Here is a 22,056-nt window from a genome sequence, read left to right as displayed (position 1 = left end):
AGTCGTCCTTTCACAGCAGCACACGGCGGAAATCGCCCAGGATCTGGCCCAGGTAGGCGTTGAAGCGCGCGGCAGCGGCCCCGTCGATCACCCGGTGGTCCCAGGTCAATGACAGGGGCAGCATCAGACGCGGCACAAACTGCTTGCCGTCCCACACGGGCTCCATCTGGCTCTTGCACACGCCGAGGATGGCCACCTCGGGCGCGTTGATGATGGGCGTGAAGTAGCGCCCGCCAATGCCGCCCAGCGACGAGATCGTGAAAGTGGCGCCGCTCATGTCGGCCGGGCCCAGCTTACCGTCGCGCGCCTTTTTGGCGAGTTCGCCCATTTCCTGGCTGATCTGCAGCACGCCCTTCTTGTCGGCGTCCTTGATGACGGGCACGACGAGGCCGTTGGGCGTGTCAGCGGCAAAACCGATGTGGTAGTACTGCTTGTAGATCAGCGCGTCGCCGTCAATGCTGCTGTTGAACTCGGGGAACTTCTTCAGCGCGGCCACGCTGGCCTTGATGAGGAAGGCGAGCATGGTGACCTTGACGCCGCTCTTCTCGTTCTCTTTGTTGGTGGAGACGCGGAAGGCTTCGAGGTCGGTGATGTCCGCATCGTCATGGTTGGTGACGGCGGGAATCACGATCGCGTTGCGCAGCAGGTTGGCGCCGCTGATCTTCTTGATGCGCGACATCTCCTTGCGTTCGACGGGGCCGAACTTGGCGAAGTCCACCTTGGGCCAGGGCAGCAGGTCCAGGCCGACGCCGGAGCCGCCACCCTTGGGTGCATTCGCGGCCTGCGCCTTGGTCTGCACGCTGCCAGCCATCACCTGCTTGGTGAACGCGGCGACGTCTTCCTGCGTGATGCGGCCCTTGGGGCCGGTGCCCTTGACTTCGTCGAGCGGCACGCCGAGTTCGCGCGCGAACTTGCGCACCGAGGGCGATGCGTGTGGCAAGCCCGGCGCGGGGGTGCCGGGCTGGTGCGCGGGAACCGAGGCCGTGGCGGCGGCAGGTGCTGCCGCTGCTGCGGCGGGTGCCGGTGCGGGCGACGATGCTGCGGGTGCCGGTGCGGCGGCAGCGGGCGCGCTGCCCGCCGCGCCTTCGAGCACCGCGACGAGGTCGCCGATGTTGACCTTGTCGCCGATCTTGATCTTGAGTTCCTTCACCACGCCGGCGGCGGGCGACGGGATCTCCATCGAGGCCTTGTCGGATTCGACGGTGAACAGCGACTGCTCGGGCTTCACCGTGTCGCCGGGCTTGACCAGCAGCTCGATGACGGCCACGTCCTTGAAGTCGCCGATGTCGGGCACGCGCACGTCGAGCGGGCCTGCGGCCGCGGTGGCAGCGGGGGGCGGAGGCGCTACGGTTTGCGTAGCTGCTGGCGCAGGCGTGGCGGGAGCTGGAGCCGATTTTGGCTCGGAACCGCCAGCCGCCTCCAGCATCAGCACCAAGGTGCCTTCGTTCACCGTGTCGCCCAGGCTGACCTTCAGCTCCTTCACCACGCCGGCGTGGCTGGAGGGGATCTCCATCGACGCCTTGTCGCTTTCGACGGTGATGAGCGACTGCTCCGCCTTGACGGTGTCGCCGGGCTTGACCAGCACCTCGATCACCGCCACATCCTTGAAGTCGCCGATGTCCGGGACTTTCACTTCGACCAATGCCATGACTTTGTCTCCCTCAGGCGTACAGCGGGTTGATCTTGTCGGTCTTGATGCCGTACTGCTGGATGGCATCGGCGACGCGGCTCAGGGGCAGCTTGCCGTCGTCGGCCAGCGAGCGCAGCGCGGCCACCACGATGTAGTGCCGGTTGACCTCGAAGTGCTCGCGCAGCCGGGTGCGGAAATCGCTGCGGCCAAAGCCGTCGGTGCCCAGCACGCGGTAGGTGCGCTCCTTCGGCAGGAACGGACGGATCTGCTCGGCGTAGGCCTTCATGTAGTCGGTCGAGGCGACCACCGGACCCGGATGGTCGGCCAATTGCTGCGACACGAAGGACACGCGCTGCGGCTCGGTCGGATGCAGCAGGTTCCAGCGGTCCACGTCCTGGCCTTCACGCGCCAGTTCGTTGAAGCTGGGGCAGCTCCACACGTCGGCGGCCACGCCCCAGTCCTTGGCCAACAGTTCCTGCGCGGCGAGGGACTCGCGCAGGATCACGCCCGAGCCCAGCAGTTGCACGCGCAGCGCATCGCCCTTGCCCTTCGGCGCGCTGCCGGGCTTGCACAGGTACATGCCCTTGATGATCTGCTCCTCGGTGCCGGGGGTGAGGCCGGGCATCGCGTAGTTCTCGTTCAATAGGGTCAGGTAGTAGAAGACGTTGTCCTGCTTCTCCACCATGCGCTTGAGGCCATGGTGCAGGATCACGCCCACCTCGTGCGCGAAGGTGGGGTCGTAGGTGACGCAGTTGGGAATGGTGCCGGCCAGGATGTGGCTGTGGCCGTCCTCGTGCTGCAGGCCCTCGCCGTTGAGCGTGGTGCGCCCCGAGGTGCCGCCCAGCAGGAAGCCGCGCGCCTGCAGGTCGCCCGCGGCCCAGGCCAGGTCGCCCACGCGCTGGAAGCCGAACATCGAGTAGTACACGTAGAACGGCACCATGACGCGGTTGCTGGTGCTGTAGCTGGTGGCGGCGGCGATCCAGCTGGCCATGCCGCCGGCCTCGTTGATGCCTTCCTGCAGGATCTGGCCCTTGGCGTCTTCCTTGTAGTACATCACCTGGTCCTTGTCGACCGGGGTGTAGAGCTGGCCCAGCGGGTTGTAGATGCCGATCTGCCGGAACAGCCCCTCCATGCCGAAGGTGCGCGCCTCGTCCACCAGGATGGGCACCACGCGCGGGCCCAGCGCCTGGTCGCGCAGCAGTTGCGTCAGGAAGCGCACGAAGGCTTGCGTGGTGCTGATCTCACGCCCTTCGGCGGTGGGCTCCAGCACGGCCTTGAAGGTCTCCAGCGACGGCACGGTGAAGCTCTCGTCGGCCTTGGTGCGGCGCTGCGGCAGGTAGCCGCCCAGGGCCTTGCGGCGCTCGTGCAGGTACTTCATCTCCGGCGTGTCGTCGGCCGGCCTGTAGAACGGGATCCTGGCCAGCTCGCTGTCGGGAATGGGGATGTTGAAGCGGTCGCGGAACTCGCGGATGTCTTCGTCGGTGAGCTTCTTCAACTGGTGCACGGCCATCTTGCCCTGCCCGGCCTTGCCCATGCCGAAGCCCTTGATGGTCTTCATCAGCAACACGGTGGGCTGACCCTTGTGGTTGGCCGCCGCGTGGAAGGCGGCGTACACCTTCTCCGGATCGTGCCCGCCTCGGCGCAGCCCCCAGATGTCGTCGTCGCTCATCTTGGCCACCATCTCCAGCGTGCGCGGGTCGCGGCCGAAGAAGTGCTGGCGCACGTAGGCGCCGTCATTGGCCTTGAAGGACTGGTAGTCGCCGTCCAGCGTGTCCATCATCAGCTTCTTCAGGGCGCCGTCCTTGTCGCGCGCCAGCAGCGGGTCCCAGTTGCTGCCCCACAGGCACTTGATGACGTTCCAGCCGGCGCCGCGGAACTCGCCCTCCAGCTCCTGGATGATCTTGCCATTTCCCCTAACCGGCCCATCCAGCCGCTGCAGGTTGCAGTTGATGACGAAGATCAGGTTGTCGAGCTTCTCGCGCGCCGCCAGGCCGATGGCGCCCAGCGATTCGGGCTCGTCCATCTCGCCGTCGCCCAGGAACACCCAGACCTTGCGGTTGGCGGTGTCGGCGATGCCGCGCGCGTGCAGGTACTTCAGGAAGCGCGCCTGGTAGATCGCCATCAGCGGCCCCAGGCCCATCGACACGGTGGGGAACTGCCAGAACTCGGGCATCAGCTTGGGGTGCGGGTAGCTCGAAATGCCCTTGCCATCCACCTCCTGGCGGAAATTGAGCAACTGCTCCTCGGTCAGCCGGCCCTCCAGGAAGGCGCGGGCGTAGACGCCGGGCGCGCTGTGGCCCTGGATGAAGAGGCAGTCGCCGCCGTGGTTCTCGGTCTCGGCGTGCCAGAAATGGTTGAAGCCGGCGCCGAACATCTGCGCCACCGAGGCGAACGAGCCGATGTGGCCGCCCAGGTCACCGCCGTCCTCCGGGTGCAAGCGGTTGGCCTTGACCACCATCGCCATGGCGTTCCAGCGCATGTAGGAGCGCAGGCGCTCCTCGATCTCGATGTTGCCGGGGCTGCGCTCTTCCTGGCCGGGCTCCAGGGTGTTGACGTAGCCCGTGGTGGCCGAAAAGGGCATGTCGATGGAATGCTGGCGCGCATGCTCCAGCAACTGCTCCAGCAGAAAGTGGGCGCGCTCCGGGCCGGATTGGTCGATCACGGCGGACAGCGCATCCATCCATTCGCGGGTTTCCTGGGTGTCGGCGTCTGCGGCCGCGTTGGACGGCGCGTTGGGCACTGCGGACATCTGGTCGTCTCCTCTTGTTGATAGTGAAGGGCATTGTGTACGAAAACCGGGGCCGATCTTCGCACACCGGGGTATTATTTTCAAATGGTGATCTGAGTTTTTTGAATATGAAATATAGAGCGACCAAACTGACAGCTCTCCTGTACCTCGCCGAGGGGCCTCGCCTACACTGAACCCATGCAGCAAATCCTCTCCTCCAGCAGCGCCGACGGCCAGGCCCGCCCGCCGCGGCGCTGGTGGCGCCCGCTGCCTTCGGGCGGGGATGAGCGCTGGACCCACCTGGCCCCCCTGGCGGCTGTCCTGCTGTTCCTGGCGGTCATCCTGACGGCCTTCTGGTATCTGCGGCTGGAAGAGGTCCGGCGCGAGCAGGAAGCGGTCAAGCGCGATGTCGAGTACGGCCAGCAACGCCTGCGCCTGCGGCTGCTGGAACGCCAGGAGCAATTGATGCGGCTGGCGCGCGACATCTCCAACCGCGAGGCCGATGTGTTGCAGTTCGAGAGCCGCGCCGAATCCCTGGTCGCCCAATACCCCGAGCTGTTGTCGATCGGTTGGATCGACGCGCGCCGGCAGGTGATCGCCATCGAAACCACCCCCAGCGTGCTGCCGCGGCGGGGCTGGATGGAGGACGGCCAGCTCAAGGCCGGCGAGGCCGAGAGTGGCTTCGGGCTGGCGCGCGACCTGCGTCAGCCGGTGTACGCGCAGCCCACGGCGATCATCGATACCGAGCCGATCCTGCAACTGCACGTGCCGATCACGCCGCGCGGCCAGTTCGCCGGTGAGCTGCTGGTGGAGTACGCGGTCGATGGCCTGCTGCGCTACGCCGTGCCGGGCGAGCTGCTGGCCAAGTACGCCGTGGCCATGCTCGACGCCAAGGGCCAGATCCTGGCGGGGCAGAGCATCCCGGAGCGGCCCGGCCTGTCGGAGCGCCTGCCCTGGACCGGCAAGGTCAACGAATTCGAGATCCCCGTCTCGCCGGTCGGCAACGGCCTGGTGCTGCGCGCCCAGGCCTGGCGCACGTCGCAGGGCCTGGTGGGCGGCGCGCTGTTCTGGCTGGTGGCGGGCCTCGCGGCCATGACGACCTGGATGCTGATCGCCAACTGGCGCCAGTCGCGCCGCCGCCAGCAGGCGCAGCACGCGCTGCAGGCGGAAACGAGCTTTCGCCGCGCGATGGAGAACTCGATGCTCACCGGCATGCGCGCGCTCGACCTGCAAGGCCGCATCACCTACGTCAACCCCGCTTTCTGCCAGATGACCGGCTGGAGCGAGGCCGAGTTGCTGGGCCAGTCCGAGCCCTTCAGCTACTGGCCGCTCGAGGACCGCGAGATGCTGGCCGCGCGCCTGACCGAGGAACTGGGGGGCGCGGCCGACCCGTCGGGCTTCCAGATGCGGGTCAAGCGCAAGGACGGCTCGGTGTTCGACGCGCGCCTGTACGTCTCGCCCCTGATCGACGCCACCGGCAAGCAAACCGGCTGGATGGCGTCGATGACCGACATCACCGAGCCCAACCGCGTGCGGCGCCAGTTGTCGGCCTCGTACGAGCGCTTCACCACCGTGCTGGAGGCGCTGGACGCCTCGGTCTCGGTGGCGCCGCTGGGCAGCGAGGAGCTGCTGTTCGCCAACAAGCTCTACCGCCACTGGTTCGGCGGCACCACCGAGGGCCACCTGAAGCTGGTGCTGCGCGGCGGCACGCCCGAGACGCAGATGTCGGACGAGAGCCTGGACACGGTGGACTCCTTCGCCGGGCTGCCGCTGGACAGCCTGGCCACCTCCCCCTTGGCCGAGCACGCCGAGATCTACCTGGAGCGCCTGGGCAAGTGGCTGGAGGTCCGCTCGCGCTACCTCAACTGGGTGGACGGCCGGCTGGCGCAGATGGTGATCGCCACCGACATCACGGCGCGCCGGCAGGCCGAGGAGCAGGCCGCGGCGCAGGCCGAGCGCGCGCAAACCGCCAGCCGCCTCATCACCATGGGCGAGATGGCCTCCAGCGTCGCGCATGAGCTGAACCAGCCGCTCACCGCCATCAGCAACTACTGCACCGGCATGATCTCGCGCATCAGGGGCGGGCAGATCAACCCCGAGGACCTGCTGGGCGCGCTCGACAAGACCGCGCGCCAGGCGCAGCGCGCCGGGCAGGTGGTGCAGCACATCCGCAGCTTCGTCAAGCGCAGCGAGCCGCGCCGCCAACTGGCCGAGGTGCCGCCGATGGTCGAGCAGGTGGTCGAGCTGGCCGAGATCGACCTGCGCCGCCGCCAGGTGCGGCTGATCCACCAGCTCGCGCCCCACCTGCCGGCCATGCACGTGGACCCGATCCTGATCGAGCAGGTGCTGCTCAACCTGATCAAGAACGGCGCCGAGTCCGTGGACGCCGCGCACCGCGCGCCCGTCAACCGCGTGGTCGAGCTGCGCGCCGTGCCGCGCGACATCGACGGCCTGCAGGTGGTGCAGTTCAGCGTCACCGACTCGGGCCAGGGCCTGTCGCGCGAGGCGCTCGACCGGTTGTACGAGGCGTTCTTTTCCACCAAGAGCGAAGGCATGGGCATCGGGCTGAACCTGTGCCGATCGATCGTCGAGTCGCACCAGGGACGGATCAGCGCCGAGAACCTCTACAATGCCGGCCGAGTCGTGGGCTGCCGCTTCACTTTTTGGATCCCGGTCAGCCCGATCCAGGGAGCCCATACCACGGGCGGTACGGGCAACAGCCCCGAGGTCATTGCATGAGTCTGATTCCGAAGCGGGGAACGGTGTATGTCGTCGACGACGACGAGGCGGTACGGGACTCCGTGCAGTGGTTGCTGGAAGGCCAGGACTTCAGGGTGCGCTGCTTCGAATCGGCCGAGGCCTTCCTGGCCCGCTACGACCCGCGCGAGGTGGCCTGCCTGATCGTCGACATCCGCATGGACGGCATGAGCGGGCTTGACCTGCAGGACCGCCTGACCGAGCGCAACTCGCCCCTCCCCATCGCCTTCGTCACCGGCCACGGCGACGTGCCCATGGCCGTGGACAGCATGAAGAAGGGCGCGATGGACTTCATCCAGAAACCCTTCAAGGAAGACGATCTCGTGCCCCTGGTCGAGCACATGCTGGATCAGGCCCGCGCCACCTTCACCGAGCACCAGCAGGCCGCCAGCCGGGACGCGCTGCTGGCCAAGCTCACCGGGCGCGAGGCGCAGGTGCTCGAACGCATCGTCGCCGGCCGCCTGAACAAGCAGATCGCCGACGACCTGGGCATCAGCATCAAGACCGTGGAGGCGCACCGCGCCAACATCATGGAGAAGCTGGGCGCCAACACCGTGGCCGATCTGCTCAAGATCGCCCTCGGGCAGGGCGCCGCCAAGCCCTGAATTTGCTATTCTTCTGATAGCTTTCAGCGCAATACCGGTGCGGGCTAAAGTCCATTTTCATTTGAAATCTTCCCCATGACCGCCCAACTCATCGACGGCAACGCCCTCTCCCGCCAACTGCGTGCCGAGGTCAAGGCCCGGGCCGCCAGGCTGCGGGCCGCCGGCACCACGCCGGGCTTGGCCGTGGTCCTGGTGGGCGACAACCCGGCCAGCCAGGTCTACGTGCGCAACAAGGTCAAGGCCTGCGAGGATGCCGGCCTGCACTCGGTGCTGGAGAAATACGACGCCGCGCTGACCGAGGCCGAGCTGCTGGCCCGCATCGACACGCTCAACCGCGACCCGGCCATCCACGGCATCCTGGTGCAACTGCCCTTGCCGCCGCACATCGACGACCACAAGGTCATCGAGGCCATCTCGCCCGCCAAGGACGTGGACGGCTTCCACGTCGCCAGCGCCGGCGCGCTGCTGGTGGGCCAGCCCGGCTTCAAGCCCTGCACGCCCTACGGCTGCATGAAGATGCTCGAATCCATCGGCATGGTCGACCTGCGGGGCAAGCACGCCGTCGTCATCGGCCGCAGCAACATCGTCGGCAAGCCCATGGCGCTGATGCTGCTGGCCGCCAACGCCACCGTCACCGTCTGCCACAGCGGCACGGCCGACCTGGCGCACTTCACGCGCGATGCCGACGTCGTGGTCGCCGCCGTCGGCAAGCGCAACGTACTGACCGCCGGCATGGTCAAGCCCGGCGCGGTGGTGATCGACGTGGGCATGAACCGCGACGACGGCGGCAAGCTGTGCGGCGACGTGGACTTCGCCGGCGTGCGCGAGGTGGCCAGCCACATCACCCCCGTGCCCGGCGGCGTGGGGCCGATGACCATCACCATGCTGCTGGTCAACACGCTGGAAGCGGCCGAGCGCGCGGCTGCTTGATATAGGCGCCCGGCGCCACCACCTGCCCACCCATGAACAACGCCAACCCCCTGCTGGATTTCTCCGACCTGCCGCTGTTCGACCGCATCCGGCCCGAGCACGTGGCGCCTGCCATCGCCACCCTGCTGGCCGAGGCCGAGGCCGCGCTGGACACGGTGACGCAGCCCGGCTTTCCCGCCGAGTGGTCGGCCATGTCCCGCACGCTGGACGTGGCCACCGAGCGCCTGGGCCGCGCCTGGGGCGTGGTCTCGCACCTCAACGGCGTGGCCGACACGCCCGAGCTGCGGGCCGCCTACAACGCCGCCCTGCCCCAAGTCACCGAGTTCTACACCCGCCTGGGCGCCGACGAGCGCCTGTACGCCAAGTACAAGTCCATGGACCCGGCCGCGTTGAACGCCGAGCAGCGCCAGGCGCACCGCAACGCGCTGCGCGGCTTCGTGCTGGGCGGCGCCGAGCTGCGCGGCGCGGCCAAGGAGCGCTTCGCCGCCATCCAGGAGCGGCTGGCCGCGCTGGGCCAGAAGTTCAGCGAGAACGCGCTCGACGCCACCGACGCCTTCGCCTACTACGCCACGGCGGACGAAGTGGCCGGCGTGCCCGAGGACGTGCTGGCCGCCGCGCGCGCCGCCGCCCAGGCCGACGGCCGGGATGGCTACAAGCTCACCCTCAAGCTGCCCAGCTACCTGCCCGTGATGCAGTACGCCGCCAGCAGCGCGCTGCGCCAGCGCCTGTACCGCGCCTACGTCACCCGCGCCAGCGACCAGGCCGAAGGCGATGCCAGCCAGTACGACAACACGGCCACCATGCGGGACATCCTGCAACTGCGGCGCGACGAGGCGCAACTGTTGGGCTACGCCAACTTCGGCGAAGTCTCGCTGGTGCCCAAGATGGCCCAGTCGCCCGTCGAGGTCATCGACTTCCTGCGCACGCTGGCGCGCAAGGCCCGGCCCTTCGCCGAGCGCGACCTGGCCGACCTGCGCCAGTTCGCCGCGCAGGATCTGAAGCTGGCCGACCCGCAGGCCTGGGACTGGCCCTACGCGGGCGAGAAGCTCAAGGAAGCGCGCTACGCCTTCAGCGAGCAGGAGGTCAAGTCCTACTTCCCCCTGCCCAAGGTGCTGGCCGGGCTGTTCAAGATCGTGGAGACGCTGTTCGAGGTCGGCATCCGTCGCGACAGCGCTCCCGTGTGGCATCCCGGCGTCGAGTTCTACCGCATCGAGCGGGGCGGCCAGCTGGTGGGCCAGTTCTACCTCGATCCCGGCGCGCGGCCCGGCAAGCGCGGCGGCGCCTGGATGGACGATGCGCGTTCGCGCTGGCTGCGGCCCGACACCGGCCGGCTGCAGACGCCCGTGGCCTACCTGGTGTGCAACTTCGCCGAGGGCGTGGGTGGCCAGCCGCCGCTGCTGACGCACGACGACGCCATCACCCTGTTCCACGAGTTCGGCCACGGCCTGCACCACATGCTGACGCAGGTGAACGAGCACGACGTCTCCGGCATCAGCGGTGTCGAGTGGGATGCCGTGGAACTGCCCAGCCAGTTCATGGAGAACTTCTGCTGGGAATGGAGCGTGCTGCGCCACATGACGGCGCACGTCGACACCGGCGAGCCGCTGCCGCGCCCGCTCTACGACAAAATGGTGGCGGCCCGCAACTACCAGAGCGGCATGCAGACGCTGCGTCAGATCGAGTTCGCGCTGTTCGACATGCTGCTGCACACCAGCTTCGACCCGGCGCAGGACATCCCGCCGCTGCTGGAAGCGGTGCGCGGCGAGGTCGCCGTCCTCCATCCGCCCGCGTACAGCCGCACGGCGCACACCTTCAGCCACATCTTCGCCGGCGGCTACGCGGCCGGCTACTACAGCTACAAGTGGGCCGAGGTGCTGTCGGCCGACGCCTACGCCGCGTTCGAGGAAACCGCGTCGGTCGACGGCGCGCCCAGCGTCGAGACCGGCCGCCGCTACCGCCAGGCCATCCTCGAAGCCGGCGGCAGCCGCCCGGCCATGGAATCGTTCAAGGCCTTCCGCGGCCGCGAGCCGAGCATCGACGCCCTGCTACGCCACCAGGGCATGGCCTGACGCCTGCCACGCTCATCCGGCTTCACCGACCGGGAGCAACGCCGCCATGCGACCATCCCTCGTCCCGCCCCTGACCGTCGGCGCCAGCGCGCTGATGCTGGCCGCCGCCGCGCAGGCCCAGGTCTACCGCGCGGTCGGGCCCGACGGCCGCGTCACCTATTCCGACACGCCGCCCGCCGCCCAGGCGCCGGCGCCCGCGCAGGACGCCGCCGCGCCGCGCGGCGGCTCGCCCGGCCTGCCCTACCAGCTCGGCCAGACCGCGCAGCGCTACCCGGTCACCCTGTACACCGCCAGCCAGTGCGCGCCCTGCACCAGCGGCCGCAACCTGCTGGTCAACCGCGGCGTGCCCTTCGCCGAGAAGACGATCGAGTCCGGCGGCGACGTTGCCGCCCTGCAGCGCCTGGTCGGCGGCGGCGACCTGCCGCTGCTGACCATCGGCGCGCAGCATCTCAAGGGCTTCTCCGACGCGGAGTGGTCGCAGTACCTCGACGCCGCGGGCTACCCCAGGACCTCGCAACTGCCCAGCACCTGGCGCCGCGCCCCCGCCAGCCCGCTGGTGCCGGCACGCGCCACCCCGGCCGCTGCCGCCTCGGTACCCGCCCCGGCCGCGCCCGAGGCCCCCAGCGCGGAGCTGCCGCATACCCCCACCAATCCGGCTGGCATTCGCTTCTAATTTAATAGCTTCTCGCGCAATATTGGCGCGGGCTAGAGCCTGATTTGACTCAGAAAGCAGCGTCCTGGGGCGCCGCTGCGCCAAAATGGGGCGCCACGCCCCTCGGAGCACCTGCGTCGCCCCGCGCGCGACCACACGAAAACTCCCGCGCCCGCTGCCCCGCCATGGCGGTTTCCGCATCTGGCACGCCATTTGCTTGACTTCTGGCGTCCGGCCCGCGTGGCCGCCGTTTCTGGTTTCCCGACCGCAGGAGTCTCCCCATGACCTTCGCCCACGCCCGGCGCCGCACTTTCACCCGCGCCTTGCTGGCTACCGGCGCCCTGGCCGCGGCCATGCTCTGCTCCACCGCGCACGCCGATGCGTTGGCCAGCATCCAGAAAGCCGGCGTGGTGCAGGTGGCCATCCCGCAGGATTTTCCCCCTTTCGGCTCGCTGGGCACCGACCTGACGCTGCAGGGCTACGACATCGACATGGCCCGCCTCGTGGCCCAGGAATTGGGCGTGAAAGTCGAGTTGGTGGCCGTCACCAGCACCAACCGCGTGCCCTTCCTCACCACTGGCAAGGCCCACCTCGTGATCTCCAGCCTGGGCAAGAACGCCGAGCGCGCCAAGGTGATCGACTTCACGCAGGCCTACGCGCCCTTCCCGAAAAGCGTCTACGGCCCCAAGGAGATGGCCATCAAGGCGCCCGCCGACCTGGCCGGCAAGACGATCGGCGTGACGCGCGGCTCCACCGAGGATCTGGCGCTGACCAAGGTGGCGCCCGCTTCCGCGACCATCAAGCGCTACGAGGACAACAACGCCACCGCCCAGAGCTACCTGACCGGCCAGGTTCAACTGGTGACGCTGGGCAACATCGTGGCCAACGCCGTCAACGAGCGCACCAAACTGCGGCAGATGGATGCCAAGTTCGCGGTGGAGGACACGCCCTGCTACATCGGCGTGGCCAAGGGCGAGGCGGCGCTGCTGCAGAAGCTGGACGCCATCATCGCCAAGGCCAAGGCCGACGGCCGCCTCAACGCCATGTCCCAACGCTGGATGAAGATGCCTTTGCCCGCCAGCCTGTGAGACCGCTCGCCCATGGCCTATGAGTTCCAATTCGGCCCCGTTTTCGAGTACGGCGACCTGCTGCTGCGCGGCGCCGGCTTCACGCTGGGACTGACGGCGGCGGGCGCCCTGCTGGGCGGGGCGATCGGCGTGGCCGGCGGCGTGTGCCGCGCCTGGCGCATCGCGCCGCTGCACTGGCTGTTCAAGGTGTACGTCGAGGTGATCCGCAGCACGCCGTTCCTCGTGCAGCTGATGTTCGTGTTCTTCGGCCTGCCCTCGCTGGGTCTGCACATCAACGAATGGCAGGCCAGCCTGCTGACCACCGTCGTCAACCTGGGCGCCTACACCACCGAGATCGTGCGCGCCGGCATCCAGGAGACGCCCAAGGGCCAGCTGGAAGCCTCCCAGGCGCTCGGCATGGGCCGCTGGGCCATGTTCCGCCACGTGGTGCTGCGCCCGGCGCTGCGGAAGGTGTGGCCGGCGCTCAGCAGCCAGATCGTCATCGTGATGCTGGGCACCTCGGTGGTGTCGCAGATCGCGGCGGAAGACCTGACGTTCGCCGCCAACTTCATTCAGTCGCGCAACTTCCGCGCGTTCGAGACCTATCTGGTGGTCACCGCCATGTACTTCGCCCTGGCGCTGCTGCTGCGCCACGTGCTGAACTGGATCGGGCGCCGCTGGGTCGTGGCCCGCCGCGCGCCGCCAGCCACCGCCCCAAGGCCCGCCATGGAGGGCGCCGCGTGATCGCCGACATCCCGCTGCTGCCCATCCTCGGCAAGCTCGGCTCGGGCATGCTCGCCACGCTGCTGCTGTCGCTCATCGCCTTCGCGCTGGGCGGCGTGGCCGGGCTGCTGGTGCTGTTCGCGCGCGTGGGGCGCGTCCAGGGGCTGCGCCGCGCGGCCGGGGCCTACATCCAGGTGTTCCAGAACACCCCGCTGCTGATGCAGATGTTCCTGGTGTTCTTCGGCGCCTCGATGGCGGGCTTCGACGTCTCGCCCTGGATGGCCGCTTCCATCGGCCTCACGCTGTACACCAGCGCCTACCTGGCCGAGGTGTGGCGCGGCTGCGTCGAGGCCATCCCGCGCGGCCAGTGGGAGGCGTCCAGCAGCCTGGCCATGGGCTACCTGCAGCAGATGCGCCACGTGGTGCTGCCGCAGGCGGTGCGGCTGTCGATCGCGCCCACCGTGGGCTTCTCGGTGCAGATCGTCAAGGGCACGGCGGTGGCCTCCATCATCGGCTTCAACGAACTCACCAAGCTGGGCTCCATGCTGGCCAACGCCACCTTCCAGCCCTTCCTGATCTATGGCCTGGTGGCCGCCGCCTACTTCGCGCTGTGCTGGCCGCTGTCGCTCTACGCCGCCCATCTGGAGAAAAAGCTCTATGCCCCTCGTTGACGTCCGCGCCGTGCACAAGCATTTCGGCGCCAACCACGTGCTCAAGGGCGTGGACCTGCAGGTCGAGAGCGGCGAGGTGGTCGCCATCATCGGCCGCAGCGGCTCGGGCAAGAGCACGCTGCTGCGCTCCATCAACGGGCTGGAATCCATCGACGATGGCCAGATCGTGGTGGACGACGCGGTGCTCAAGGCCGAAAGCGCCACCCCCGCGCAACTGCGCGCGCTGCGCCTGAACGTGGGCATGGTGTTCCAGCAGTTCAACCTGTTCCCGCACCTCACGGCGGGCCAGAACGTGGCGCTGTCGCCGGTCGTGGTCAAGGGCGTCAGGAAGAGCGAGGCCGCCGGCATCGCCCGCCAGATGCTGGCCAAGGTGGGGCTGGGCGACAAGCACGACGCCTACCCCGACCAGCTCAGCGGCGGCCAGCAGCAGCGCGTGGCGATCGCCCGCGCGCTGGCCATGCAACCCAAGGTGCTGCTGTGCGACGAGATCACCTCGGCCCTCGACCCGGAACTGGTCAACGAGGTGCTGGCCGTGGTCAAGCAGCTGGCCGCCGAGGGCATGACGCTCATCATGGTGACGCACGAGATGCGCTTCGCCCGCGACGTGGGCGACCAGCTGGTGTTCATGCACCAGGGGCGCATCCATGAAAGCGGGCCGGCCCACGCGCTGTTCGCCGATCCGCGGACGCCGGAGCTGGCAGGCTTCATCGGCGCGGTGAACTAGCCCCTGGGTTGGCGGCCCGCCCGGGCCTCAAGGTGCCCGGGCTTCATCGGCGCGGAATGCGGTCGAATCCACTTTAAGCAAAATTTGTACCAACCTCATCCCCAGGGCGTGCCAGCCCAGGGAAAATCCGGATTTTGTAGCACGGAACCCACGGCCCGCCGCCGCCGGGAGCTATGAAACTGGTAGCGCCCGCCGAAATTGCGCTATAGTCAATCACAGCCTACCGGGCCCATTGATGAGGAGAAGCCTGACATGAGTTCCAAAGAAAACGCCGCCACGGGCCAGCTGCTCGCCCTGCTCGAATCGCGCTACGCCATCCGCGTGCTGTGGGCGCTGCGCGACGGCCACCCGCAGACCTTCCGCCTGCTGCAGGACAGCGTGGGCGGCATCACCCCCAACACGCTCAACACCCGTCTGAAAGAACTGCGCGCCGCCAACCTGGTCACGCACGGGTCCGATGGCTACAGCCTGACCATGACCGGCGCCGACCTGGTCAAGCGCCTGTCGGACCTGCAGGCCTTCGCCACCAAGTGGGTGGCGGCGCAGACCAAGAAGAAGTAAGGCCAGGCCGCGCACGCGCGGCACCGGGCCCCAAGCGCCGGCGGAAAGCTTGCCGCCGCGGCGTTGAATTTCAAGTCAAAACAGGCTGTAGCCCGCAACCATATTGCGCTATCAGCTATTAAAAGAGTAGCTTATAACCATGACCTCCCCCACTTCCAGCGGCCTCCAGATCATCGACACGGCGGCCGGCACCGGCGCCGAGGCCCGCGCGGGCCAACTGGTTACCGTCCACTACACCGGCTGGCTCTACACGGGCGGGCAGCAAGGCGCCAAGTTCGACTCCAGCCGCGACCGCAACGACCCGTTCCAGTTCCCGCTGGGCGCGGGCCATGTGATCCGGGGCTGGGACGAGGGCGTGGCCGGCATGAAGGTAGGCGGCCAGCGCACCCTCATCATCCCGCCCGAGATGGGCTACGGCCCGCGCGGCGCCGGCGGCGTCATTCCGCCCAACGCCACGCTGAAGTTCGACGTCGAGCTGCTCGGCGTCTCCGGCTGAAGCACAGGCCTGCGCCCTCCCGCGCCTTCAAGCCGCCCACGCCAGGGCGGCTTGCGTCTTTCCGGGAGGACAATCCGGGGCTGCTCCCGCACTTGAAAAGCGGCCGAGGGCGGCCATCTGGAGGGACACAGGCCCTTCTTTTTCAGATTCTTCATCGTCTTTCGCAGAGCATGTCCGACCCCATTCCCAGCCATCCCCCCGCACAGACCCCGCCCGACGCCTTCGATCCGCCGATGAGTCCCGAGGAGATCGAGGCCGCCGCGGCGGCGAACGAGGCCGATGCCGCCGCGCAACTGGACAGCGCCCTGGCCGAGGTCCAGGCCCTGAAGGCCAAGCTCGCCGAACTGACCGACCAGTCATTGCGCGCCCAGGCCGAGGCCCACAACGCCCGCCGCCGCGCCGACGAGGAGGTCGCCAAGGTGCGCAAGTTCGCCGTCGAATCCTTCGCCGAAAGCATGCTGCCCGCCATCGACAGCCTGGAAGCCGGCCTGAAGGTCGAGAACGCCACCGCCGCCCAGCTGCGCGAGGGCACCGAGGCCACGCTGCGCCAGCTGCTGTCGGCGCTGGAGCGCAACAAGGTGGTCGAGGTGAACCCGCCCGCCGGCACCAAGTTCGACCCCGCCACCCAGCAGGCCATCAGCGTGGTGCCGGCCGACCAGGACGCGGGCACCGTCGTCGGCGTGCTGCAAAAGGGCTACCTCATCGCCGACCGGGTGCTGCGCCCCGCCCTCGTCACCGTCGCCGCACCGAAATAAGGCCTCAACGGGCGTCCGCGCGCTTGAAAGCCGCGCGCCCAGCCGCAATTTCAGGACATCCAACCACATTTCAGCATTCACGGAGAACACGACATGGGAAAAATCATCGGCATCGACCTGGGCACCACCAACAGTTGCGTGGCCATCATGGAAGGCAACACCACCCGGGTGATCGAGAACGCTGAAGGCGCGCGGACCACGCCGTCCATCGTCGCCTACCAGGAAGACGGCGAGATTCTCGTCGGCGCGCCGGCCAAGCGCCAGGCCGTCACCAACCCCCGCAACACCATCTACGCCGTCAAGCGCCTGATCGGCCGCCGCTTCGAAGAAAAGGAAGTGCAGAAGGACATCGGCCTGATGCCCTACCAGATCGTCAAGGCCGACAACGGCGACGCCTGGGTCGAGGTGCGCGGCCAGAAGCTGGCGCCGCAGCAGGTCAGCGCCGAGATCCTGCGCAAGATGAAGAAAACCGCCGAGGACTACCTGGGCGAGCCCGTGACCGAAGCCGTGATCACCGTGCCGGCCTATTTCAACGACAGCCAGCGCCAGGCCACCAAGGACGCCGGCCGCATCGCCGGCCTGGACGTCAAGCGCATCATCAACGAGCCCACCGCCGCGGCGCTGGCCTTCGGCCTGGACAAGCAGGACAAGGGCGACCGCAAGATCGCCGTCTATGACCTGGGCGGCGGCACCTTCGACATCTCCATCATCGAAATCGCCGACGTGGACGGCGAGAAGCAGTTCGAGGTGCTGTCCACCAACGGCGACACCTTCCTGGGCGGCGAGGACTTCGACCAGCGCATCATCGACTACGTGATCAGCGAGTTCAAGAAGGACCAGGGCGTCGACCTGTCCAAGGACGTGCTGGCCCTGCAGCGCCTGAAGGAGGCGGCCGAGAAGGCCAAGATCGAGCTGTCCTCCAGCGCCGCCACCGACATCAACCTGCCCTACATCACGGCCGACGCCTCGGGCCCGAAGCACCTGAACATCAAGCTGACCCGCGCCAAGCTGGAAGCGCTGGTGGAGGAGCTGATCGAGCGCTCGATCGAGCCCTGCCGCACCGCCATCAAGGATGCCGGCGTGTCGGCCAGCCAGATCGACGACGTGATCCTGGTCGGCGGCATGACGCGCATGCCCAAGGTGCAGGAGAAGGTCAAGGAGTTCTTCGGCAAGGAGCCGCGCAAGGACGTCAACCCCGACGAGGCCGTGGCCGTCGGCGCCGCCATCCAGGGCCAGGTGCTCTCGGGCGACCGCAAGGACGTGCTGCTGCTGGACGTCACCCCGCTGTCGCTGGGCATCGAGACCCTGGGCGGCGTGATGACCAAGATGATCACCAAGAACACCACCATCCCGACCAAGTTCGCGCAGACCTACTCCACCGCCGACGACAACCAGCCGGCCGTGACCATCAAGGTCTTCCAGGGCGAGCGCGAGATGGCCAGCGGCAACAAGCTGCTGGGCGAGTTCAACCTGGAAGGCATCGCGCCGGCGCCGCGTGGCATGCCGCAGATCGAGGTGACCTTCGACATCGACGCCAACGGCATCCTGCACGTCAGCGCCAAGGACAAGGGCACCGGCAAGGAGAACAAGATCACCATCAAGGCCAACTCGGGCCTGTCCGAGGCCGAGATCCAGCAGATGGTCAAGGACGCCGAGCTGAACGCCGCCGAGGACCACAAGAAGCTGGAACTGGTGCAGGCGCGCAACCAGGGCGATGCCATGGTGCACAGCGTGCGCAAGTCGCTCGCCGAGCACGGCGACAAGTTAGACGCCAGCGAAAAGGAGCAGATCGAGGCCGCCATCAAGGCCGTGGAAGACGCCCTCAAGGGCGACGACAAGGCCGCCATCGAGTCGAAGACCGAGGCGCTGATGACCGCCAGCCAGAAGCTGGGCGAGAAGATGTACGCCGATGCGGCCGCCGCCGCCCAGGCCGCTGGCGCGGGCGCCGCGCCGGGGGCCAATGCGGGCGCGGGCGGCTCCGCCGGCCCTGCCGACGACAACGTCGTGGACGCCGAGGTCAAGGAAGTCAAGAAGGGCTGAAGCCCTGCGATGCGCGGGCCCGCCGGTAGGCCCGCGCCGTGTCGCCGCGCAGAAGATGTTCCGCAAGGACATTCGGCTGCGCGGCGTTCCTGCTAGGACGATTTGAGAACGCAGATGGCCAAACGCGACTATTACGAAGTCCTGGGCGTGCCCAAGAACGCCGCGGACGACGAGATCAAGAAGGCTTATCGCAAGCTGGCGATGAAGTACCACCCGGACCGCAACCAGGGCGATCCGCAGGGGGCCGAGCTGAAGTTCAAGGAGGTCAAGGAAGCCTACGAGATGCTGTCCGACCCCCAGAAGAAAGCCGCCTACGACCAGTTCGGCCACGCGGGCGTCGACCCCAGCATGCGCGGCGGGCCGGAAGGCTTTGGCGGCTTCGCCGAGGCCTTTGGCGACATCTTCGGCGACATCTTCGGCGCTGGCGGCCAGCGCGGCGGCGGGCGCGGTGGACGGCAGGTGTACCGCGGCGCCGACCTGAGCTACGCGATGGAGATCACCCTGGAAGAAGCCGCCGCCGGCAAGGACGCGCAGATCCGCATCCCCAGCTGGGACGAGTGCGGCACCTGCCAAGGCAGCGGCGCCAAGCCCGGCACCAGCGCCAAGACCTGCGCCACCTGCCACGGCCAGGGCGTGGTGCAGATGCGCCAGGGCTTCTTCAGCGTGCAGCAGACCTGCCCGCACTGCCGCGGGACCGGGCGCATCATCCCCGAGCCCTGCACCGCCTGCCACGGCCAGGGCAAGGTCAAGCGCCAGAAGACCCTTGAGGTGAAGATCCCCGCCGGCATCGACGACGGCATGCGCATCCGCTCCACCGGCAACGGCGAGCCGGGCACCAACGGCGGGCCGCCGGGCGACCTGTTCATCGAGATCCGGCTCAAGAAGCACGACATCTTCGAGCGCGACGGCGACGACCTGCACTGCGTGGTGCCCATCAGCTTCGCCGCCGCCGCGCTGGGCGGCGAGATCGAGGTGCCCACGCTGAACGGCAAGGCCGCCATCGACATCCCCGACGGCACCCAGGCCGGCAAGCAGTTCCGCCTGCGCGGCAAGGGCATCAAGGGCGTGCGCGCCAGCTACCCCGGCGACCTGTACTGCCACATCAGCGTCGAGACGCCGGTCAAGCTCACCGAACACCAGCGCAAGCTGCTCAAGGAGTTCGATGAATCCTTGCGCAAGGGCGGCGCCAAGCACTCGCCCGGCACCGAGAGCTGGACCGACCGGGTGAAGAGCTTCTTCGGCGCCTGAGGGCTGCGCCTGCGAATACTACAAATACGATAGCTATCAGCGCAATACGGAAGCGGGCTAGAGCCGATATTTAATCAAAAAGCTCGCCCTGCCCCTCCCCGGCGGGCGGCCGGAACCGGCCCAGATCGAGCGGCGTGCGGTCGCGGTCGAAGCCCAGCCGCTGGCAGGCGGCGTGGAAGCGCTGGCGCAGCAGCGCGGCCCACACGCCCTGGCCGTGCATGCGCTGGCCCCAGGCGGCGTCGTAGTCGCGGCCGCCGCGCATCTCGCGCACGCGCGCCATCACGCGCGCGGCCCGGTCCGGGAAATGCGCCTGCAGCCAGTCCTGGAACAGGCCCGACAGCTCCCACGGCAAGCGCAGCACGGTGTAGAAGGCGCGCGCGGCGCCGGCCTCGCGCGCGGCCTGCAGCACGCGTTCCATGTCCTCGGTGATGAAGGGGATCTGCGGCGCCACGCTCACGCCCACCGGCACACCGGCCTGCGCCAGCGCGCGGATGGTGCGCAGCCGACGCCGGGGCGAGGCGGCGCGCGGCTCCAGGATGCGGGCCAGCCGGTCGTCCAGCGTGGTGACGGTGACGTAGGCCGCCGCCAGCCGCCGAGCGGCCAGGGGCGCGATCAGGTCGAGGTCGCGTTCCACGCCGCTGGACTTGGTGATGAGCGAGAACGGGTGGCGCGCCGCGCCCAGCACCTCGATGACGGCGCGCGTCAGCTTCAGCTCGCGCTCGACGGGTTGGTAGCAGTCGGTGGCCGGGCCGATGTTGATGACGGAGGGCCGGTACGCGGGGCGGGCGATCTCGCGCGCCAGCACGGCGGCGATGTTGCGCTTGGCGACGATCTTGGTCTCGAAGTCCAGCCCCGGCGAGAAGCCCAGGTAGCTGTGCGTGGGCCGCGCGAAGCAGTAGATGCAGCCGTGCTCGCAGCCCCGGTAGGGGTTGACGGAATAGTCGAAGGGGATGTCGATGGAGTCGTTGGCGCTGATGGCGCTGCGGGCGTCCTCGAACAGCACTTCGGTGGCGGGCGGCAAGGCGGCGCCGTCCTCGCCGGGCGGCCAGCCGTCGTCGAAGCCGCCGCGCCGCTCGGCCATGAAGCGGTGCGCCGGCTGCGAGACGGCGCCGCGCCCCTTGCGCGGGTGCAGGAGGATGGGTTGCAGGTCGGGCGGGTGGAGATCGAAGTCGGGCATGGCTATCGCATTAAATACTGATTGTTTATACAGTTATTTGATGAGGACTGCCAGGCCCTGTGGCAAGATGGAATCAGGATCAGCTTTCTCTCGGCAGCGGATCTCGTGGAGAAGAGGAGCCTTCGATGCGTGTATTTCTGGCTGGCGGAACAGGTGCGATCGGACGTCACCTCGTTCCCTTGCTCGTGGCCGCAGGGCACAGGGTCGTCGTGCTGACCCGCTCATCGGACAGCGCGGCGGCGCTCGCCAGCGTGGGCGCCGCGCCGGTGATGGGCGACGTATACGACCAGGCACGACTCGCCCGGCTGGTGGCCGAGTCGGAGGCAGAGGTCGTGATCCAGCAACTCACGGCCTTCGGCACGAAAACCGGCGACCCCTACGCGGAAACGATGCGGGTGCGCGTCGATGGGACGCGCCATCTGGTCGCGGCGGCGCGCGCTGCCGGGGTGCGCCGCTTCATCGCGCAGAGCATTTCTTTCGTGTGCTCACCGCTCGGCACCGGATTGACCGACGAGGAGACTCCGCTCTATCTGGATGGACCCGCGAGCGTTCGCGCCTTCGTGGAATCCGTGGCTTCGCTCGAACGGCAAGCGCTGCACGCAAAGGGTATGTCCGGCACCGTCCTTCGGTACGGGTGGTTCTATGGCCCCGGCACCAGTTGGGACGCGAATGGCTTCATTCCATGCGCGATTCGAGACGGGACGTATCCCCTCGTCGGCTCCGGCGCCGGCACGTATTCATTCATTGATCTGCGCGACGCCGCAGCAGCCACCATCCAGGCTCTCGCGCATGACACGCCCGGTATCTACAACATCGTTGACGATTCACCTGTCCCCCTGAACGAATGGCTGCCGTTCGCCGCAAGGCTTCTTGGCGCGCCGCCGCCGAACCGCGAGGATGCCGCCGCTGCCCGCGAGCGGATCGGCGACATACGGGTCTACTACATGAACGAGCAGCGCGGTGCATCCAACGCAAAAGCCAAGCGCGCCCTCGACTGGAAGCCAGCGCATCCTTCCTGGCGAGCCGGTTTCGAGGCGCTCTATCTGAACCGCCTGTCGCCATCGCCGCCTGCGCCCAGGCGATGAGTTCTTGCGGCTCGTCGTACAGCCGTTCCGGCGGAAATAGAGGGTGTTCCCAGCATGACGCCCTCACGGGACACCCCGGTCTTGCCGAACATGAGCCGCAGGGTGACCGGGCCGAGCGGGGCCAGTTGTTCTTTCAGG

Annotated in this window: 18 protein-coding genes; 15 read left to right on the top strand and 3 right to left on the bottom strand. The window is 68.2% G+C overall.

Annotation, left to right across the window (positions count from 1 at the left end; all coding sequences use genetic code 11):
• Window positions 1-10: 10 nt before the first annotated feature.
• Together aceF and aceE are read right to left on the bottom strand one after the other, a co-directional pair.
• Window positions 11-1,648, bottom strand: coding sequence for a dihydrolipoyllysine-residue acetyltransferase (gene aceF / locus IPG65_RS15535; protein WP_293191503.1), 1,638 nt, complete (start codon window positions 1,646-1,648; stop codon window positions 11-13).
• Between the two features lie 13 nt (window positions 1,649-1,661).
• Complete coding sequence (gene aceE, locus IPG65_RS15530; protein WP_293191501.1) at window positions 1,662-4,379, bottom strand: pyruvate dehydrogenase (acetyl-transferring), homodimeric type; 2,718 nt, start codon at window positions 4,377-4,379, stop codon at window positions 1,662-1,664.
• A 177-nt stretch (window positions 4,380-4,556) separates the two neighbouring features.
• On the opposite strand from aceE, the gene IPG65_RS15525 reads away from it, so the two are divergent.
• The 14 genes from IPG65_RS15525 to dnaJ all read left to right on the top strand — a co-directional run bounded on the left by IPG65_RS15525 (window position 4,557) and on the right by dnaJ (window position 19,656).
• Entirely contained in the window at window positions 4,557-7,097 is a 2,541-nt protein-coding gene (locus IPG65_RS15525) for a PAS domain-containing sensor histidine kinase (RefSeq protein WP_293191500.1), read from the top strand.
• Window positions 7,094-7,720, top strand: a complete 627-nt coding sequence (locus IPG65_RS15520; RefSeq protein WP_293191498.1) for a response regulator — start codon at window positions 7,094-7,096, stop codon at window positions 7,718-7,720. Before IPG65_RS15525 ends, IPG65_RS15520 begins: the two co-directional genes overlap by 4 nt.
• Window positions 7,721-7,795: 75 nt before the next feature.
• Window positions 7,796-8,650, top strand: a complete 855-nt coding sequence (gene folD, locus IPG65_RS15515) for a bifunctional methylenetetrahydrofolate dehydrogenase/methenyltetrahydrofolate cyclohydrolase FolD (RefSeq protein ID WP_293191496.1) — start codon at window positions 7,796-7,798, stop codon at window positions 8,648-8,650.
• 32 nt (window positions 8,651-8,682) lie between these two features.
• Window positions 8,683-10,719 carry a M3 family metallopeptidase gene (locus tag IPG65_RS15510; protein ID WP_293191494.1) on the top strand — a complete coding sequence of 679 codons (2,037 nt, stop codon included), beginning with the start codon at window positions 8,683-8,685 and terminating at the stop codon, window positions 10,717-10,719.
• A 46-nt stretch (window positions 10,720-10,765) separates the two neighbouring features.
• Entirely contained in the window at window positions 10,766-11,392 is a 627-nt protein-coding gene (locus tag IPG65_RS15505) for a glutaredoxin family protein (RefSeq protein ID WP_293191492.1), read from the top strand.
• 260 nt (window positions 11,393-11,652) lie between these two features.
• Window positions 11,653-12,459: a transporter substrate-binding domain-containing protein gene (locus IPG65_RS15500; protein ID WP_293191490.1), complete on the top strand. Its 807-nt coding sequence runs from the start codon at window positions 11,653-11,655 to the stop codon at window positions 12,457-12,459.
• A 12-nt stretch (window positions 12,460-12,471) separates the two neighbouring features.
• Window positions 12,472-13,182 carry an amino acid ABC transporter permease gene (locus IPG65_RS15495; RefSeq protein ID WP_293191488.1) on the top strand — a complete coding sequence of 237 codons (711 nt, stop codon included), beginning with the start codon at window positions 12,472-12,474 and terminating at the stop codon, window positions 13,180-13,182.
• Complete coding sequence (locus tag IPG65_RS15490; protein WP_293191485.1) at window positions 13,179-13,832, top strand: amino acid ABC transporter permease; 654 nt, start codon at window positions 13,179-13,181, stop codon at window positions 13,830-13,832. The genes IPG65_RS15495 and IPG65_RS15490 overlap by 4 nt, the downstream gene beginning before the upstream one ends.
• Entirely contained in the window at window positions 13,819-14,556 is a 738-nt protein-coding gene (locus tag IPG65_RS15485) for an amino acid ABC transporter ATP-binding protein (protein ID WP_293191483.1), read from the top strand. The genes IPG65_RS15490 and IPG65_RS15485 overlap by 14 nt, the downstream gene beginning before the upstream one ends.
• 252 nt (window positions 14,557-14,808) lie before the next feature.
• On the top strand, window positions 14,809-15,117 hold the full coding sequence (locus tag IPG65_RS15480; protein ID WP_293191481.1) for a helix-turn-helix domain-containing protein: 309 nt from the start codon (window positions 14,809-14,811) through the stop codon (window positions 15,115-15,117).
• Between the two features lie 139 nt (window positions 15,118-15,256).
• Window positions 15,257-15,613, top strand: coding sequence for an FKBP-type peptidyl-prolyl cis-trans isomerase (locus IPG65_RS15475; RefSeq protein WP_293191480.1), 357 nt, complete (start codon window positions 15,257-15,259; stop codon window positions 15,611-15,613).
• Window positions 15,614-15,783: 170 nt separating this feature from the next.
• A complete protein-coding gene (gene grpE / locus IPG65_RS15470; RefSeq protein WP_293191478.1) occupies window positions 15,784-16,368 on the top strand; it encodes a nucleotide exchange factor GrpE in 585 nt (194 codons plus the stop codon).
• A 93-nt stretch (window positions 16,369-16,461) separates the two neighbouring features.
• Window positions 16,462-18,408, top strand: coding sequence for a molecular chaperone DnaK (dnaK, locus tag IPG65_RS15465; protein WP_293191476.1), 1,947 nt, complete (start codon window positions 16,462-16,464; stop codon window positions 18,406-18,408).
• Between the two features lie 114 nt (window positions 18,409-18,522).
• On the top strand, window positions 18,523-19,656 hold the full coding sequence (gene dnaJ / locus IPG65_RS15460) for a molecular chaperone DnaJ (protein ID WP_293191474.1): 1,134 nt from the start codon (window positions 18,523-18,525) through the stop codon (window positions 19,654-19,656).
• A gap of 70 nt (window positions 19,657-19,726) precedes the next feature.
• Here dnaJ and IPG65_RS15455 read toward each other — a convergent pair whose 3' ends face one another.
• Window positions 19,727-20,833: a PA0069 family radical SAM protein gene (locus IPG65_RS15455; RefSeq protein WP_293191472.1), complete on the bottom strand. Its 1,107-nt coding sequence runs from the start codon at window positions 20,831-20,833 to the stop codon at window positions 19,727-19,729.
• A gap of 125 nt (window positions 20,834-20,958) precedes the next feature.
• Here IPG65_RS15455 and IPG65_RS15450 point away from each other — a divergent pair, with 125 nt between their 5' ends.
• Entirely contained in the window at window positions 20,959-21,918 is a 960-nt protein-coding gene (locus IPG65_RS15450; protein ID WP_293191470.1) for an NAD(P)-dependent oxidoreductase, read from the top strand.
• Window positions 21,919-22,056: the final 138 nt, after the last annotated feature.

This window comes from Ottowia sp. (assembly GCF_016703145.1).
Lineage (GTDB): Bacteria > Pseudomonadota > Gammaproteobacteria > Burkholderiales > Burkholderiaceae_C > Ottowia.
Note: the sequence above shows the minus strand (reverse complement) of the source record. Positions and strands in the feature narration are given on the sequence as shown.